This is a genomic window from Enterobacter sp. PL_is511, from assembly GCF_055816065.1.
In genome coordinates, this window is record NZ_JBVPGP010000023.1 from 596,009 (window position 1) to 613,173 (window position 17,165).

Here is a 17,165-nt window from a genome sequence, read left to right on the forward strand (position 1 = left end):
TGGTGAGTTCCATGTTTGAATTTCTGATCGGTGTCGTTACCCACACGCCCGTCTGGGTGTGGGTGCTGTTTATCTTCCTCATCTCTCGCGGCATTAAAGCCCGCAGGCCCGCTACCGTTACGCTGGAGAGGCTTGCCATCATTCCCGCTATCTTTCTTCTCTGGGATATCTACGATCTGGTGGTCTACCGCACGTTAACCCCCGGGACTGTCGCATTGTGGACGGCGGGGATCCTCGCCGGGGCCGCGCTGGGGTATTTCCTGATTAAGCAGGCGGTTATCACCCGCGCAGAGGCGCCGCGCACCCTTTTCCGCCAGGCAGACTACACCGCGCTGCCGTTTATGATGCTGGCGTTCGGGGTAAAGTATGTGCTGGGCGTGATGAGCGCGGTCTCTCCCCAGACGATGCAGCAGCCCGCCATGAGCGCGCTGGCGATCGTCTCCGGCGGCGTGTTTGCCGGCGTGTTTATCGGGAAATTTGCGCGCTATATTGGAGTGTATAACAGTGCCGCACCGCGCCCGGCGGAGTGACGTTATTCTGTCGCGTGTGCCAGCGTGCGGTCTGCAGCATCGCCGCTGAGTGCTCGCGTGACTTCATGGATCCGCCAGATTTTCCCTTCACGCAGCGCGGCAAACAGGTAAACCTCGATCTCTGCCTGACGACCATCAGGATATGTGACCGTCACGATATGCCGGTCAGCCAGAAGTTCGTCATGACAGGCTATCTCCGCCACGCTAAAGGCGATCGCGCGGATCTGCGAGCGGACGTGGTTCAGGTGCTGAATAAAACCCCGGTAGTCAAGGGCGTGACCGTCCGTAAACTGCTGGTAATCGGGCGTAAATACCTCTTCAGGACCGATATCGCCGTTGAACAAGCGGGTTAACAGGCACGCCATTTTTTCGCGCTGCGCGGCGTTGTCAGGCTGGGCTACCAGGGACGTGATAATGCTCATACGGGCTCCTTATGTGGTTGATTCCCCATTATCCTTGACAGCCGAAGACGTGGTTTCTGTAATAGGTCGATGAATAACGATTTTCGGTCAAAATGAGATGGTCAGTTTTGAAACGCTCCGTCATCCCGGCGGGTACCGAACGCCATGGCACAGTCATCGCACCGGCCAGCTGTGGCGCATTGCAACGGGTCTATTGGTCATTGAGACGCAGCAGGCGCGCTCGGTCGTACCGGCAAAACACATCGGCTGGATCCCGCCAGGTCAGCAGCACGCCGCTTTTTCTGAAAGTGAGATAGAAGGCTGCGCTATCTATCTTGAACCCGCCAGCTGTGCAGGGCTTCCCGATGCGCCCGCGCTGTTCGAGCCCGACGATCTCACTCATGCACTGTTTTCCCGTTTATGTGGTGCAGAGAACGAGTACGATCCGCGAAAGCTGACTTTGCTGCTGGATGAGCTTGCCCTGACGCCCCAGATTCACTTTTCTCTGCCCGTGCCGACGGATCCGCGTCTGAAGAACGTGGTCAGCCATTTGCTGCAGTTTGTCGATGATAACCAGACGGTAGAGAGTCATGCCCGCCGTGCGGGGATGAGCGTACGTACGTTCAATCGTCGGTTTAGTGCCCAGACCGGAATGAACTTTGTTAACTGGCGGCAGCTGGCACGCGTCATGCGGGCAATGGAGTGGCTGGCGGCAGGGAAGCCGGTAGGGTGGATTGCGCTGTCCTGCGGCTACAGCAGCGTCAGCGCATTTATTGAGGTTTTCAGAGCATGGACCGGTAAAACACCGGGGCAGTGGGCGATGTTGCGGTCTGATGCCCTCCCCACGTCCCGCTGAGCTTTACAATGTAGGCCGGGTAAGGCGAAGCCGCCACCCGGCGATTGACTACCGCTCCCTCAGCGCCTCTTTCGCCCGGTTGAACGGCTTAATCAGATAATCCAGCACCGTTTTCTCGCCGGTCTTAATGTCTACCGTGGCAATCATCCCCGGCACAATCGAGAAATGCCTGCCCGCCTTATTGACCAGGTAATCCTGGCTGGTGCGGATAAACACACGGTAGTAAAACACCTCCGGCTTGGCCTCGTCCTGAATGGTGTCCGGGGAAATGGTCTCGACCACGCCGTGCAGCCCGCCGTAAATGGCGTAGTCGTAGGCGGTGATTTTGACCAGCGCTTCCTGGTTCGGGTGGATAAAAGCGATATCACGCGGCGAGAGGCGGGTTTCGATCAGCAGGTGATCGTCCACCGGCACTATCTCCATCAGCTCGCCGTTGGGCGGGATCACCCCGCCGATGGTGGTGACCTTGATGTTTTTGACGATCCCGCGCACCGGCGATTTCACCGTCAGACGGGTGACGGAATCCTGACGGCCTTTCAGGATCGCCGAGACCATATCCACCTCCGCGTTGGCCTTGGAGAGCGCCTCGCGCGCCTGGACGTAATACTGCGAACGCACGTCGGTGAGCTTCAGCTCCAGATCGCTTTTCTGCCGCTGCAGGCGCAGCACCTCCACGTGGCTGGCGGCGCCGGTTTTGACCAGCCGCTGGGTAATAGCCAGCTCTTTATTCGCCAGATCTAACGCGGCGCGAAGCTCCCGCTGGGTATCCTCCAGCTGCGCGCGGCGGGAGTTGTACAGCCGCGTTTCGTCGGCAATCAGATCCGGCCATTTTGCCAGCGAAGGGGGGAACTTCAGCGGGAGATCGTTCACCTCGGCGTACAGGCGGGCGCTGGAGGCCAGTGAAGCCCGGTAGCGCGCCGCGCTTTCGCCGACGTTCGACTCTGAACGGGTAGGATCAAGCCGCGCCAGCACCTGCCCGGCCTGCACCTGATCCCCCTCGTGGACGTTCAGCTCGGTGAGGATCCCCCCGTCCAGCGACTGTAAAACCTGCTCGCGCGAGCTGGGGATCACTTTACCCGAGCCGGTTGATACCTCATCCAGCATGCCAAACCACGCCCAGACGCCCAGCACCACAAACATCAGCAGCGAGAAGATCACGATCCGACGCGCGCCGGTGTAGCCGCTTTCGGAGTCGAGGGCATTATCCAGATCGTCCATTGCCGCCACGTCACGCTGACTGATTTTCATTTTTCCACTCCCGTCCGGTTGCTGCCTGCTGCTGTTGCTGCATACGGCTGTTGTTCAGCGCCTGGGCTTTTGGCGCGTCCATCACCAGCATCCCCTCTTTCAACACCACGACGCGCTCCACCAGCTCCAGAACCGGTACGCGATGCGTAGCGACAATCAGGGTGCGGTGCCCGAGCCAGTCGCCCAGCCGCTGGATAAATTCCCGCTCGGTGTGCTCGTCGAGCGACGCGGTGGGTTCATCCATCAGCACGATATTCGGATCGCGCAGGAGCATTCGCGCCAGCAGAATCGACTGGCGCTGCCCGCCGGATAACCCCACGCCGTTTTCCATGATCGGGTAGTCCAGCCCTTTGGGCAGCTTCTGCACGAAGCCCGCCGCACCGGTCAGCTCCAGCGCCTCGAAAATCTCTTCGTCGGTGGCGCGCGGCATGCCGAGGGTAATGTTTTCGCGCAGGGTGCCGTAAAACAGCCGGGCGTTCTGGGTCATAAAGCCGACGTTGCGCCGGACGTCGGCGACGTCGAGATGCGGCAGGCTGAAGTTATCAAGCCGCAGCTCGCCGGCTGCCAGATCCATCCCGCCCGCCATGGCCTGCAGCAGGGTCGATTTGCCCGCGCCGTTGCGACCGAGGATCGCCACTTTCTCACCCGGCCGGATCTCCAGGCGGTTAATGCGCAGCGCCATGCGCGGATCGTCCGGCTGATAGCGGAACTGCGCCTGCTCGAAGAGGTAGTGACCGCGCAGCACGTCCTGGCGGATCGGTGTCTCCTCGCGCTGGTTTTCGGTGGGAAGCTGCATGATGCTGTCCAGCCCCTCTTTTGCCGCTTTGACCTGCTGCCAGCGCGCCAGCACGCCGCACAGCGTCGCCATCGGGGCGATCATGCGGGAGGCCAGCATCGACGCGGCGACCACCGAGCCGGTGGTCAGGGTGCCGTCGATCACCATCGGCGCGCCGACCACAATCACTCCGGCGTAAACCAGGCTCTGGATGGTCATGCCCCAGCTGATCAGGTTCTGCGTCAGCTCGCGGGTGCGCAGGCCGGATTCGGCGGTGATCTGGATATAGCTGTTCCACTGCTGCAAAAAGCGGTTTTCCGCCTGCATCAGCTTGATGTCCTCCAGCCCCTGCACGCTCTCCACCAGCACCGCGTTGCGCAGGGTCGATTCATGAGCTGACTGTTTCGCCAGCTCCGCCAGCTTCTTCTGCAGCAGCAGGCCGGGCAGGACCATGATCACCGCCGCGACCGGGGCGATCCACGCCAGCTGCGGGGCGATGATCGCCAGCACCACCACGAACAGTAAAAAGAAGGGCAGGTCGACAATCGTCGAGATGGTGGACGAGGTGACCATCTCACGGATCTGCTCCAGCTCGCGCAGCTGTGAGATAAAGCTCCCGGTGGATCGGGGGATCGCGCTGTTGCGCAGCCGCAGCGCGTGGCCGAATACGCGATCCGAGACGCGCATATCCGAGCGCTTGCCCAGTAGATCCATAATGTGCCCGCGCGCCACGCGCAGCACAAAGCCAAACAGGGTGGCAATCAGCACCCCGATGGTCAGGACGTACAGCGTCGGGTAGGACTGGGCGGGGATCACCCGGTCATAGACCTGCATGGAAAAGACGATCCCGGAAAGCGACAGCACGTTGATAAACAGCGCGGCCAGCATTACCCAGCTGTAGGGGCGGAGATCGCGCATCACCAGCCGGTAGAGCCAGTCCGGCCGGTATTTTGAAATATAGGCGTCCACGCGGCTGTCCTTCAGCGCGGCGAGCGGACGCAGGGCAATAACGTGGCGGATAGCGGGCAGCATCGCCGTCATCGACAGCCGGTTGGTGTAGGTCTCATCGCCGAAAAAACTGACTTCCAGCGTGTCATCGCCGTCGAAGTGCTCGATCGCACCGACCCGGCCGTCATTCAGCGCCACCACCACCGGCAGACGCCAGCTGTTGATCGACTGCTGGTCAGCGGTGAGCAGTTGAAACGACAACCCCGCCTCACGCGCCAGCTGGGTGAGGGCGGGTACCATCGGTTTGCCTTTCAGCCACGGTGCGCCTGCGATCAGCGCGCCGGGCGAGCAGGCGACGCGGTAGCGCGTGGCGATAAAGCCAAAGGCCTGCGCCCACTGCGCCAGCGCCTCATCCGTCATGTTTTCACCTTGCGGGATATCACGCTGCTTCATGGCTGGATCTCCACGGTCTGGATGGTGCGGTTATCAAGATCGAACGCATGACGCAGCTGCCCGGTGTTATACAGGCAGTTGAGCTGCAGCTGGTGCAGCTGACCGAGGGTCTGCTGCTGGGTGAAGCGCGCCTGATAGACCTCCTGTTCGGCGTTGAGCACGTCGAGCAGCGGGCGCGAGCCGAGGTCAAGATATTGCTGCTGGTACAGCTCACGGGTGCGGGCGCTGAGGGCTTCCTGGCGGCCCTGGATTTGCAGCGTGCTTTGCAGGCTCATCACCTGGCTACGGGCTTCCAGCAGTTTCTGGCGGACATCCAGGCGCGTGCGCTGAATGGTGGACTGCGCCGCCTCCACCGCGTGTCCGGCAGCGTTACGCCGGGCGGTGAGGCCGCCGCCCTGATAGAGCGGCATCTGCACTTTCACCCAGGCGGAATACTGGGTGCGATCCCGCGTTTCGCTGCCCGCATAGCGGTCGTTCATGTAGTGACGCACCTCCGGTTCCAGTGAGACGGTTGGCGTCATCTGCGCGTCGGCGTAGTCGAGGTTAGCCTGGGCGACGTTAGCCTGCGCCCAGGCGGCGAGAACGGCGGGAACCAGACGGTCGTCCGGCTCGGCGATATCGCAGCTCCGGCCCAGCTTTTGCGGAAAGTCGTTGCTGATCGCGTTCAGGCTGTTCCAGCCGAGAAAGCTCATCAGCGTGGCGCGGGCGCTGTCGAGGCTGGCCTGGTACTGCATCAGCTGGGCGCGCGCGCCTTCGATACGCGCATCGGTCTGCACCACGTCAGAGAGCGACGTGGCGCCCTCGTCGTTACGCTGGCGGGTCAGCGTGCCGATGGAAGAGAGGGCTTCAAGCTGCTCTTTGGCAGTGTCGACCATCTGCTGCCAGGTTTGCACCTGTACCATGGCGACGGCGGTATCGTGGGCGATGGTGTCGATACTCACCAGCACGTTGGCCTGCTGCTGGGCAACGCCAGCGCTTTCGGCGCGCACCTGGCTGGCTACTTTGCCAAAGTCGTAGAGCATTTGTGAGAGAGAAAGCACCAGCGACGGCGTAAAGCCGTTCTGATCGCCATCGTGGGAATAACCGTTGTCCACGCCGGCATTTATCTGCGGATAGTATTTTGATTTCGCGACGTCCACCTCTTCGCTCTGCTGGTAGAGTTTGCCCACGGCTTCGCTGATGGCCGGGTGCCAGGTAACGGCGCGGTTGACGGCCTCGCCAAGCTGCAATGAACCTGGAGCGGCGTTGCCTGCTACCGGGGCCACGCGCCCGTTGAGTGAGGGGAGTTCCTGCGTTTCGCGAAGCTGTCCGGTATTGATGGTTGCCGCCGGATTTGCGCAGAAAGCGGGCACAGATATCAGGCAGCACGAGAGCCACCAGTAAGGCATCTTCATTCCCATGTCATGTCCCTAATAAAATAAGTAAAGCTTTATTGTTATGCCCGGGCGCTGTGCGCCCGGGTCATCTCTTGCAGGTGCTATCAGGTAATGATGTGTTGCTGGTTAACAAGCTCGTCGTAGGTGGTCTGAACGTTATCAAGCGTAACGAGCGTGGTATTAGTGTAGGTGGACCCCGCACCATCACGGTCGATGGAGATCACAGTGTTGCTACCGCTTTGTGTGACATGGATATAATTCCCCAACGAGGCGGTATTACCGTCCCAGCCCACCAGCAGATCGCCAATGTCGATCTTGTCTCCCTGCGCCAGCGAGAACCCGGTCCAGTGATCGCCTCCGGCGCTGCTGACGTTACCCGCCGTGGCATTCCCCACCGTACTGTTCAGCACCTGGTAAATCAGCGTATCGCCGTAGGCCGTACCGGTGATGGCGTCGTTATGCTCCGAGCTGATGAACTGCGGCGCCATATTGATGGTTAGCGTGGCGCTGTCCGTGTTGCCGTTGGCATCGGTCAGGGTGTAGTTGAAGGTCTCCTTCGAGGTCATGGTTGAGAGCGATACCCCGCTGTTGAGGGTATAGGTGTAATGACCGTCAGCGCCGATCGCCAGGATGCCGTAATGGCCGGTGATGTTCACCGTTGCGCTGCCGGTATACGGATCCAGCGTGGTGGTCACGCCGTTGTAACCGGTCACGCTCAGACGGGTATCCACCGAGTGGAGCTGATCCAGCACGCCGCCAGAGTCGGTACCGTCAAAGATGTTGCCGTTGACGGTGTGGCTGCCTGTGACGTCAAAATCACTCAGCGAGTAGGTGGTGCCGTTCACGCTTGGCGTGATGGTGATGGTCCCCACGCTGAGCCCCGGGACGCTGCCGGTAAAGTTCAGCGTATAGGTCCCGGCGTTGAGATCCAGCCCGGTCAACGGAACGTCGATACTGCCGCCCAGCAGCGAGCCGCCGCTGAAGGAGCCGCTGCGGATGACGCCCGAGCCGTCGCTGATGGACCAGTTCACCGTCAGTCCGCCCAGCGCCAGCAGCGATGCCACGTTAAAGTGCAGCGACGCGTTGTGCAGCGCGGTGTTTGGGTCGACCACGAAGGTTCCGCTTCCGCTGCCCTGGGTTGATGAGAACAGGGCCGTCGTCCAGCTGGCGACGCCCACGGTGGTATCCGAGTAGACCGACGTGTGATGCACCGAGGTGAGGTCCATCGTGGCGCTGACATCGTTCACCGCATTCATCGCCTGCGCGGTTGGGGTGATGTTGAGCGACGCCGTATCCTTCGAGCCGTCAGGCGCGGTAACGGTGTAAACGAAGGTATCCGGCGTGCTGATATGGTCCGCCCCCACGCCGCTTCTCAGGGTATAGGTGTACTGACCGGACGAATTGATGGTCAGCGTGCCGTATTCCCCCTGAATGGTGGTGGTGCCGCTGCTGTTGACCGCCACGCCGTTCACTTCGGTAACCAGCGTGCCCGCTGGCACCGGGTCATTCGCCAGCACGTCGCCCGTGGTGGTTTCGCTGATACTCGCCACGCTGTAGACATGATCCTGCAGGACGCTCAGGGTGTAACCCGTCAGTACAGCGATCCCGGACGCGGTATTCAGCAGGAACAGATACTCCCCGGCAGGCAGGTTCAGCGTCAGCTGCGGTGACGTTCCCCCCAGCAGCGGGGCGCGCAGCCAGCCCGATTCGACGCGAACCTGCTCGAAGGTCTGGGTCGCGTTGTTGAACTTATAGACGTACAGATCGAACACCGACGCCAGCGCCACGCCGCCCACCGAGGCCTGGATGGTCATGGTGCGGGTCGTGCCTTCCTCCACGTTGTAGATAATCGGGTTAGTCATGTCGTCCAGCAGGTTAAGCCCCAGCGTGTTGCCGAGATTAATGCCCACCAGGGTAAAACCGTTCTGAGACGAGGCGCCGTTATTAATTTCGTGCACGCTGGTGTCGAAGGTCAGGGCGTTGGTGTCGTCAACGGCGACAATACCGTTGACTACCGTACCGGCACCCAGGGACAGCACCAGCTGTGCCGACGCGCTGACGCCGTTATGGGTAATGGTGTAGGTGAAGCTCTCCGTGCGGCCAATGACCGCGGCGCTGGTGTCGGTCAGGCTGTAGGTGTAGCTGCCGTCGCGGTTAATGGTCAGCGTACCGTACTGGCCCTGAATCACCGTGCCGTCGGCGTTCACGCTGGTGGTGGCGCCCTGGGCGTTAGTGACCGCGGAGATAGTGGTCCCTGCCGGCGCGTTGTCGCTGCCGGCGGTTGGATCCGTATCGAGGATCACGTTGCCGTTGAGGCTGGTTTCACCGGTGACCGTACCCGGACCGGTCTCTTTCACCGCCACGTCGAGGCTGGTGTAGGAGCCGGTCGCCAGCAGGTTGGTGTTGTAGCTGAGCACGCGATAGTTGCCGTCAGCCAGCCCGGTCAGGTTCAGTGAGACGCCGGTTGCGCCGAGGGTCAGCAGATCGGCAAACTGCGGCTGGCCGGTATCCACCACGGTGGTCCAGGCGCCGTTGACGTAATGCTGAACCACCAGCTCCAGGGTATTGAGCAGAGAGAGCACCGCCCCCGTGGCGTTGGCGTTCACCACGATATCCGCGCTGCCGCCGCTGCCCACCGTGAAGTTCACCTGGGCGGTATCGTTGCCCAGCAGCGTCAGGACGTTGCCGACGGCGCCGACCAGCAGGAAGCCGTAATCGCTGTACTGGCTGTTGGTCACGGTCGCCGTGGTGCTGAGGTTCAGCTCTTCGACGTTATTGCTGGCGGAGAGCGGCACCACCGGCGCAAGGGCAGAGCCCGGCAGCGAGGTGTTGCCTGCGACGTCGGTGGCGGTGATCTGCAGCGTCTGGCCTTCGGTCTGTTTGTTAATGAAGGTGTAGCTGTAGGTGCCGTTGCTGCCCGCAGTGGCGGTCACCGTCGAGCCGTCCGCAAGGCGGATAGCGACGGTGCTGCCTGCTTCCGCAGTCCCGGTCAGGACGCTACCGTCAGCGTTAAAGGTCCCGGTCGGTGCCGTTGGCGCGATCGTATCGACGATAATCGTCGTCACGGCGGACGCCACGCTGGTGTTGCCCGCCGCATCGGTGGCCGTGGCGGTGAGGTTATGCGTGCCTTCCGCCAGCGCGGTGGTAGTTTGCGCCAGGGTCCAGTTGCCGCTGCCATCGGCGGTCACCGTACCCACCAGCGTGATGCCATCGTAGATCCGCACCGTGGCATTCGCTTCGGCTGTCCCGCTCAGCGTTGGGCGCGTGTCGTTGGTCGGATTCGTACCGGTCACCGGCCCGGTGACGCTGCCGACATCATCAATGACCGAACTGATGACCGGCGCGGCTGGCGGGAGGGTATCGACGTTAATCACATACCCGGCGGTGGGCGCGCTGGCGTTGCCTACCGCATCGGTAGCGGTAAAGGTTAAATTGTGCGCGCCGTTGCTCAGCGCCGGAGATGGCGTAAAGCTCCACGCCCCACCGGTCGCCGTCACGCTGCCGATTTGCACGCCATTATCAAAGATTTTCACCGTGGAACCCGCTTCTGCCGTGCCGCTGAGCGTTGGCTGCGCGTCGTTGGTGATCCCGCCGTTGGCAATCGGCGTCGCCGCATTGCCCACGTCATCCACGATACTGGTCAGCACCGGCAGCGCAGGCGGCGTGGTGTCGACAGTGAGGCTGAAGCTGCTGGAGGACACGCTGGTGTTGCCTGCCGCATCCGTGGCCTGCGCGGTAAAGCTGTGCGGACCACTCGCCAGCGTGGTGGTGAGCAAGATACTCCAGTTCCCGCCGCTATCCGCGGTGCCCGTTCCGACAAGCGTGGTTCCCTCATAGATCTTCACGGTGGCAAACGGTTCACTGGTCCCGACAAGGCGCGGTACGGTGTCGTCGGTTGTCTGCCCGGACGTGAGCGGGCCGGTGAGGCTGCCCACGTCGTCTATCGCCTGGCTGATAACCGGCGCGTTCGGTGCCGCGGTATCAATAATCAGGGTAAAGTCCGGCGAGGTCGGGCTGACGTTGCCCGCTGCATCGGTGACCGTGGCGGTCCAGGTATGGCTGCCGCTGGCCAGCGGCGCTGACGGCGTAAAGCTCCATGCCCCGGTACCGTCCGCCTGAACGGTGCCGACCGGCTGCCCGTTTTCATAAACGGTGACCGTGGCGTTGGCGGTCGCGGTGCCGTTCAGCGTCGGCGTGGTATCGTCGGTGCTCTGCCCGGAAAAGAGCGGGGTTTGAATGCTGCCCGCGTTGTCACCCGCGGTCGAAATGACCGGCGCCGACGGTACGCCCGTATCCACCGTCAGGTTAAACGGCGTCGTCGTGCTGCCGGTATTGCCTGCCACGTCGGTGGCGTTGAAGGTGATTGCGTGCGGCCCGTCGCCCAGATCGGTGCCCGGGGTGAAGGTCCAGTTGCCCTGGGCATTCACCACCGCCGTGCCAATTTCGCTGCCATCAACGATCACGTGCACTGTGGCACCCACGTCGCCCGTGCCGTTGAAGGTCGGACGCGCGTCGTTGGTCGTGTTGCCCGACGTGAGCGTCCCGGTGACGGGCGCGACATCGTCAATTACGCTGGTCACCACCGGTACGCCAGGGGCTGCGGTATCAACGGTAAAGGCAAAGACCGATGAGTTCGCCGAGGCGTTGCCTGCCGCATCCGTTGCATAGACGCGAAGGGCGTAGCTGCCGTCGCCCAGCGGCGTGGTCGGCGTAAAGGACCAGTTCCCGCCTCCGTCAACGGTTGCAGTACCAATCTGCGTGCCGTTATTCATGATGTGAATAGTGCTGCCCGCCTGCCCGGTACCGCTGATGGTTGGGGTGCTGTCGTTGGTCACCTGGCCGCTGGTGAGGTTGCCCGTGACGCCGCCAGGGACGTTGTCGTTTACCGTATCCAGCGTCGGAACCGTCGGTGCCGTCAGGTCAACCACCACGCTCCAGGGGGCGGAGGCCGCGCTGACGTTGCCCTGCGGATCGGTCGCCCGAACGGTGAAGCTGTGCGAGCCTTCACCGAGCGCGGTGTCAGGGGTAAACGTCCATGCGCCGTTGCTATCAGCCGTCACCACGGCGATCTGCGTGCCGCCATCGAAAATAGTCACCACGCTGTTTGCGTCCGCTGTCCCTGTAAGGGTTGGCGTGGCGTCATTCGTTTCGCTGCCGCTGACCACCGTGGTGGCAGCGTTACCGACATTGTCCGTAACGTTGGTGATGACCGGCGTGGCGGAAACGGAGTCCACCACGACGGTGAAGCCCGCAGAAGGACCGCTCTGATTCCCCGCCGGGTCTGTCTCGCGGATGGTCAGGACGTTATTCCCCTCTGCCAGAGGCGGCGTGGTGTAGCTCCAGGTGCCGGTATTGCCGATCACCACGCTGTCCAGCAGCACGCCGTTGTTGTAGATGGAGATGGTATCGCCTGCTGCGCCGGTGCCGGTGAGGGTCGGCTGGTTGTCGTTGGTGGTCTGCCCGCTGGTCAGCGGACCGGTGCCTGGGCCGACGTCGTCAATTACGGCGCCGATGGTCGGCGTGCCCGGTGCGGTGAGGTCAATGGTAACGCTAGCCGCCGGAGAGCGGCCGCTGGTCAGGTTATTGAGGGTCGCGGTCACCTCAAAGGTGTGTAGCCCCTCGCCAAGCGCGGCTGGCGTATAGCTCCAGTTGCCGCTGCCGTCGGCAGTGACTGTCGTCAATGGCGTCGCGCTACCGTCCAGGTAGATAGCGATCTGGCTCCCCGCCTGAGCCGTACCGGTGAGGGTCGGGGTGGTGTCGTTGGTGGTTTTGTCTTTCACATCGCCCGTGATTGGGGCGACGTCATCGTTGATCGCCGTGATGACGGGCACCTGCGGCAGGTCGAGCGGTGAATCGGTAACGATAAAGGACGCGCCAGGGCTGGCATTTCCTGCGGCATCGGTAGCGCTTACGGTCAGCGTGGTCGGATCCAGCTGCGCCGGGCTCAGCGCAATGGAGAAGCTGCCGTCGCTTGCGACAACGCCGGTACCAATGACGGTCCCACCGCTGTCTTTCACGGTAACGGTGGTTCCCGCTTCGGCATTACCGGTCAACGGGGTCCCCTCCTGTGCCAGGGACATGTTGGTCGGGTCGGCAGGTGCGGCGGTGTCCACCGTCACGCTCAGCGGCGTCGAGTTTCCGGAGGCGTTACCCGCAGGGTCGGTAGCAGAGACGGTGAAGGTGTGCGGGCCATCCGACAGCGTTGTGCCTGCCGTCCAGCTCCAGCTGCCGTCCGGCTGTATCGTGACCGGCACGCCCGACGGGGTACCGTCGATGGAGACGATAACGGTGGTGCCGGGTTCGCTGGTCCCGGTGAGGGTCGGCGTGCCGTCGCGGGTGTAGAGCACGTTGTTGGTGAGCTGGCTGTCTGAAACGGCATTAATTTGCGGAATCTCAGGCGCAGCGGTATCGAGCGTGACGGTAAAGACCGCACTCGGCGCGCTGATGTTGCCCGCCGCATCCACGCCCGCAACGGTAATGTTCAGCGGGCCGTCCGTTTGCACTGGAAGCGTCAGGCTCCATTCTCCGTTAGCGACCACGACACGGCCCAGTTCGACGCCGTTATTGTAGACGATCACTGTCTCACCGTTAACGCCGGTTCCGCCCACTGTCGGCGTGGTATCCGTGATGTAGCCCCCGTTCGGCTCGCCGCCCACGGCGCCAATCACTGGCGTATCCGGCGCCACGGTATCCACGGTGATCGTAATGGCTGCCGACGGGTCAGAGACGTTGCCCGCCTCATCGGTGGCGGTGGCGGTATAGACGTGGCTGCCCTCCGCAATATTACTGTCAGGGCGCCAGCTCCAGTTGCCGTTGCTGTCTACCGTGACGGTACCAACGATAGTTGGCGTGCCGCCGTTGACCGTGTCAGTGATGTTGATAACGTCGTTCGGCGTACCGGTGCCGCTCAGGACCGGGCGCGGATCGTTGGTGGTGCCGCCATCGGGAACGGGACCGGTGATCTGGGTGACGCTGTCAGTAATGACCGGTGCTGCAGGCGTAGCCGGCGGGTCGGTGTCAATGGTGATGGTGACCGGCTGCGACGGGGCGCTTTCGTTGCCCGTGCCGTCCACGTTGGTGACGGTCAGGGTGATGTCATAGGTGCCGCCGGGCAGCGGGGATGGCGGCGTCCAGGACCAGTTGCCGGTATTGTCCACGACAGCGTCACCGATTTTGACACCGTTGCCGTAGATCGTCACGGTATCGCCCGCCGTGCCGGTACCGCTCAGGGTCGGCGTGGTGTCGCGGGTGATTTCTCCCGGGTTCAGCGGCGTTTGCGTTGTGCCGCCGTCAGGATTGACGGTAATTGCCGGGATATCCGGCGTGGCAGGTGCGACGGTATCCACCGTTAATACAAACGGGCTGGAGATAGTGGTATTGCCGGCGGCATCCGTGGCGTGAACCGTCAGGGAATGCGGGCCGTCGGTGAGCGGGGTGACCGGCGTAAAGCTCCAGCCGCCGCTGCCGTCGAGGGAAGCGGTGCCGAGCAGGGTTGTGCCGTCATAGACGGTGATCACCGCATCCGCCGGAGCGGAGCCCTGCAGCAGCGGCTGGGTGTCGTCGGTGGTATCGCCGCTGGTGAGCGGGCCCTGAACGCCGCCGACGTCATCGGTCACGGTGGCAATGGTGGCAGCCGTTGGCGGTGTGGTATCGACGGTCAGGGTGAAGCCGCTTGACGGCTGGCTGGTGTTGCCCGCCGCATCGGTGGCGACAACGGTAAAGGTATGAGGCCCCTCCCCAAGCGGCACGGTGGGGGTATAGGTCCACACGCCGTTGTTGTCGACCGGGGCTGTGCCAAGAACGGTACCATCCAGGCGGATGGTGACCGTCGAGCCTGGTTCAGCCGTGCCGTTGAGCGTCGGCGTGGTGTCGTTGGTGCTGTCGTTGGGGTTGAGCGCGCCGAGGCGCTCCGGCACATCATCCAGCACCTGGGTAATGACCGGGGCAGCAGGCGCGACGCTGTCAATTGTCAGCGTCCAGGTGTTGGAGACGCCGCTGGTGTTACCTGCCGCGTCGGTCGAGACGGCGGTCAGGGCGTGCGGACCCTCACCGATTGGCGAGGACGGCGTAAAGGTCCATGCGCCGAGACCATCGGCAACGGTTGTGCCAATTTCAACACCGTCCACGCGCAGGCTGATCGTCGCGTTTGCTTCGGCGGTACCGCTGAGCGTCGGGGTGGAGTCGTTGGTCGTGGCATTTGGGCCGAGTAAGCCAACAATTCCACCGGGCACATCGTCCACGACTTGTGAAATCACCGGGGCGTCAGGTGCCGTCCCGTCGACGTTAATTGTCCATGCGGTTGATATTCCGCTCTGGTTACCGGCGGCATCCGTCGCCGTTGCCGTCAGCACGTACGTGCCATCGGTCAGCGGTGTGGGCGGCGTAAAGCTCCACTGGCCAGAGGAGGGAACAACCACCGTACCGAGGACATCGCTACCGTTGGAGATCGTGATGGTCGAGCCAGCTTCACCCGTTCCGTTAACGGTTGGCGCCCGGTCGTTTGTAAGCCCGTTAGGGCCCACGGGGCCTGTGGTGGCCTGCACGTCATCAATCACAGATATGATAATCGGTGTCTGCGGCGGGGTAATATCCGGTGCCGCCGCGGAGGTGGTTGGACTGGTGTTGCCTGCCGTGTCGGTGGCGTCAGCGGTCAGGATTTCGCCGTTGAGCTTCGGCGGGGTCAGCGTCAGGCTGAAGTTACCCTGGCTATCGGCAACAACTGGATTGCCAACGAGTGCGCCGCCTTCACGGATAGTCACGGTGCTGCCCGGCTCTGCAATGCCGCTGATGGTGCCGCCATCATTCGAAACCACGAGGTTTCCAGGGGCTGACGGCGGGGTAGTATCCACAGTAAAGGTGACAGGTGCTGATGCCGTACTCTGGTTTCCGGCCGCATCGGTTTCAGTGACGGTTATGGAGTGTGTCCCGTCCGGCAGCGGAGCGTTTGGCGTAACGCTCCAGGTACCGTTGGGCTGCACCGTCGTTGTGCCAATCGCCACGCCGTTATCATAAATGGTGATGGTTCCACCTGGCTCGCCCGTTCCCGCCAGGAGCGGCAGTGAAGCATCCGTAGGCGCGCCCGACGTAATGGTCCCCCTGATAAGACCTGTATCGTCGGTCAGCACAATCGCGGTCGGGGCGTCCGGCGGAGTAAGATCCACCGTAAGAGTAAACACCGGTGAGGCTGGCCCGGTGTTGCCGGCGGCGTCGGTTGCCTTCACGGTAATCTGGTGAGTGCTTTCACTCAGGTCAACTGACGGGGTAAAGGTCCAGGTGCCGTTGCTGGCGACGATTGCCGTACCAATAGCGACTCCGCCGTCATAAATCGTCACGGTCGAGCCCGCCTCGCCGGTGCCGGTAAGCTGTGGGCGCTGATCGTTGGTGCTGCCGCCGTTGGACACCGTCCCCGTCTGCGGGGCAATATCGTCGATTACACTGCCAATCGTTGGCGCATCGGGCGCGGTTATGTCCGGCGCGTTGAGCGTTGTGCCCGGGCTGGTATTCCCGGCGTTATCCGTCGCGGTGGCAGTCACCTGCTCGCCGTTGGTCAGCGGTGTTCCGAGGGAGACGGTAAAATTGCCGTCGCTGCCCGTTTTTCCGGTGCCAACGACATTGCCGTTCGCGTCTTTCAGCGTGATAGTGCTGCCCGGTTCGGCGGTACCGGTAACGGTCTTGCCATCTGAAGAGAACTTAATACCGGAAGGTGCATTCGGCGGCGTTGTGTCCGGATCGGCAGGATCGACGGGGGGGTTGGTACTATTGTTATTACCGCCATCTCCGCCACCGCCGCCGGTACTTGCCGCAGCCGCGATACCGCCTGCAGCGACAATGCCGCCGAGGGCCCATGGCCAGAAGGCGGCACCACCGGCATCACTTCCTGACGCCGCAAGCAGTACGTTCGTAGACGCGATAGATTCGTACGTGGCGGCCCCGGCTGGATCTTCAATCCACCATAACGCGCCGTTGCTGTCCTGCAGTACCAGCTGGCTCACGCCCTGCGCGTCCGTGACGTAGAAATTTTTTACAGTGATCACTTCGCCGGAGTGCAGCGTAACCAGCAGATCGTTACCACTTCGCGCGAAGTGGGAGACACTCGCTCGCTCGACATGAAGCTCAACGATGGAGGAATGGCTCAGCGTGACCTGTGTGCCTTCCATTTTCGTTTCTACGCCAGTAAGTTTCGAGATAACAGAGATTTGGCTCATTTAGTTATTACTCCAGCAGATGTGTCATGAACGGCGAGCAAGACGAGCCATCTCTGCAGAAGGTAAAGGGCGCCCCCGGCGCAGTCGCTGTTATAACGCAGCACTGACCGTTTTTTTAGCGCGCACGATGCCCGCCAGGATTCAGAGTGGCAACATCAGAGCGAATCTAATTTTTTATGCAAGAGAACCGTTTTATTCGTGTTTTATGTTTTGCAAAACCCTGTAATTAATAGAGGAATTATTTTGAGGATATAAAATTGATATAGACAGAAAACATGGGTTGTGCAAATTAAGCTTTCGCAAATAAGTGCGAAAACAAGGTGGAAGGCATTGGTATATTGATGTTGTCAATAATTAGGTTGGTGCAATCCTT

7 protein-coding genes are annotated in these 17,165 nt (G+C 61.9%); 2 read left to right on the top strand and 5 right to left on the bottom strand.

All coding sequences use genetic code 11. The features are described from left to right. Nucleotides 1-11: 11 nt before the first annotated feature. Nucleotides 12-530: a DUF6622 family protein gene (locus tag AC0TN7_RS15165; RefSeq protein WP_048992716.1), complete on the top strand. Its 519-nt coding sequence runs from the start codon at nt 12-14 to the stop codon at nt 528-530. A gap of 2 nt (nt 531-532) precedes the next feature. On the opposite strand, the gene AC0TN7_RS15170 is transcribed toward AC0TN7_RS15165, so the two are convergent. Further along, the gene (locus tag AC0TN7_RS15170) at nt 533-952 is read right to left on the bottom strand and encodes a nuclear transport factor 2 family protein (protein WP_048992714.1); all 420 of its coding nucleotides are present in this window, start codon (nt 950-952) and stop codon (nt 533-535) included. 97 nt (nt 953-1,049) lie between these two features. Here AC0TN7_RS15170 and AC0TN7_RS15175 point away from each other — a divergent pair, with 97 nt between their 5' ends. Beyond that, nucleotides 1,050-1,787 (top strand): AraC family transcriptional regulator, encoded by a 738-nt coding sequence (locus tag AC0TN7_RS15175; protein WP_048992712.1) that lies wholly within the window; start codon nt 1,050-1,052, stop codon nt 1,785-1,787. Between the two features lie 48 nt (nt 1,788-1,835). Here the strand turns inward: AC0TN7_RS15175 and AC0TN7_RS15180 are convergent, their stop codons facing one another. The 4 genes from AC0TN7_RS15180 to AC0TN7_RS15195 form a co-directional block, all read right to left on the bottom strand. Continuing rightward, on the bottom strand, nt 1,836-3,005 hold the full coding sequence (locus AC0TN7_RS15180; RefSeq protein WP_152540067.1) for a beta-barrel domain-containing protein: 1,170 nt from the start codon (nt 3,003-3,005) through the stop codon (nt 1,836-1,838). A 10-nt stretch (nt 3,006-3,015) separates the two neighbouring features. Then, nucleotides 3,016-5,211, bottom strand: coding sequence for a type I secretion system permease/ATPase (locus AC0TN7_RS15185; RefSeq protein ID WP_024908316.1), 2,196 nt, complete (start codon nt 5,209-5,211; stop codon nt 3,016-3,018). Then, nucleotides 5,208-6,611 (bottom strand): TolC family outer membrane protein, encoded by a 1,404-nt coding sequence (locus AC0TN7_RS15190; RefSeq protein ID WP_024908317.1) that lies wholly within the window; start codon nt 6,609-6,611, stop codon nt 5,208-5,210. Before AC0TN7_RS15190 ends, AC0TN7_RS15185 begins: the two co-directional genes overlap by 4 nt. A gap of 80 nt (nt 6,612-6,691) precedes the next feature. After that, entirely contained in the window at nt 6,692-16,792 is a 10,101-nt protein-coding gene (locus AC0TN7_RS15195) for a BapA/Bap/LapF family large adhesin (protein ID WP_473702247.1), read from the bottom strand. Between the last annotated feature and the right edge of the window lie 373 nt (nt 16,793-17,165).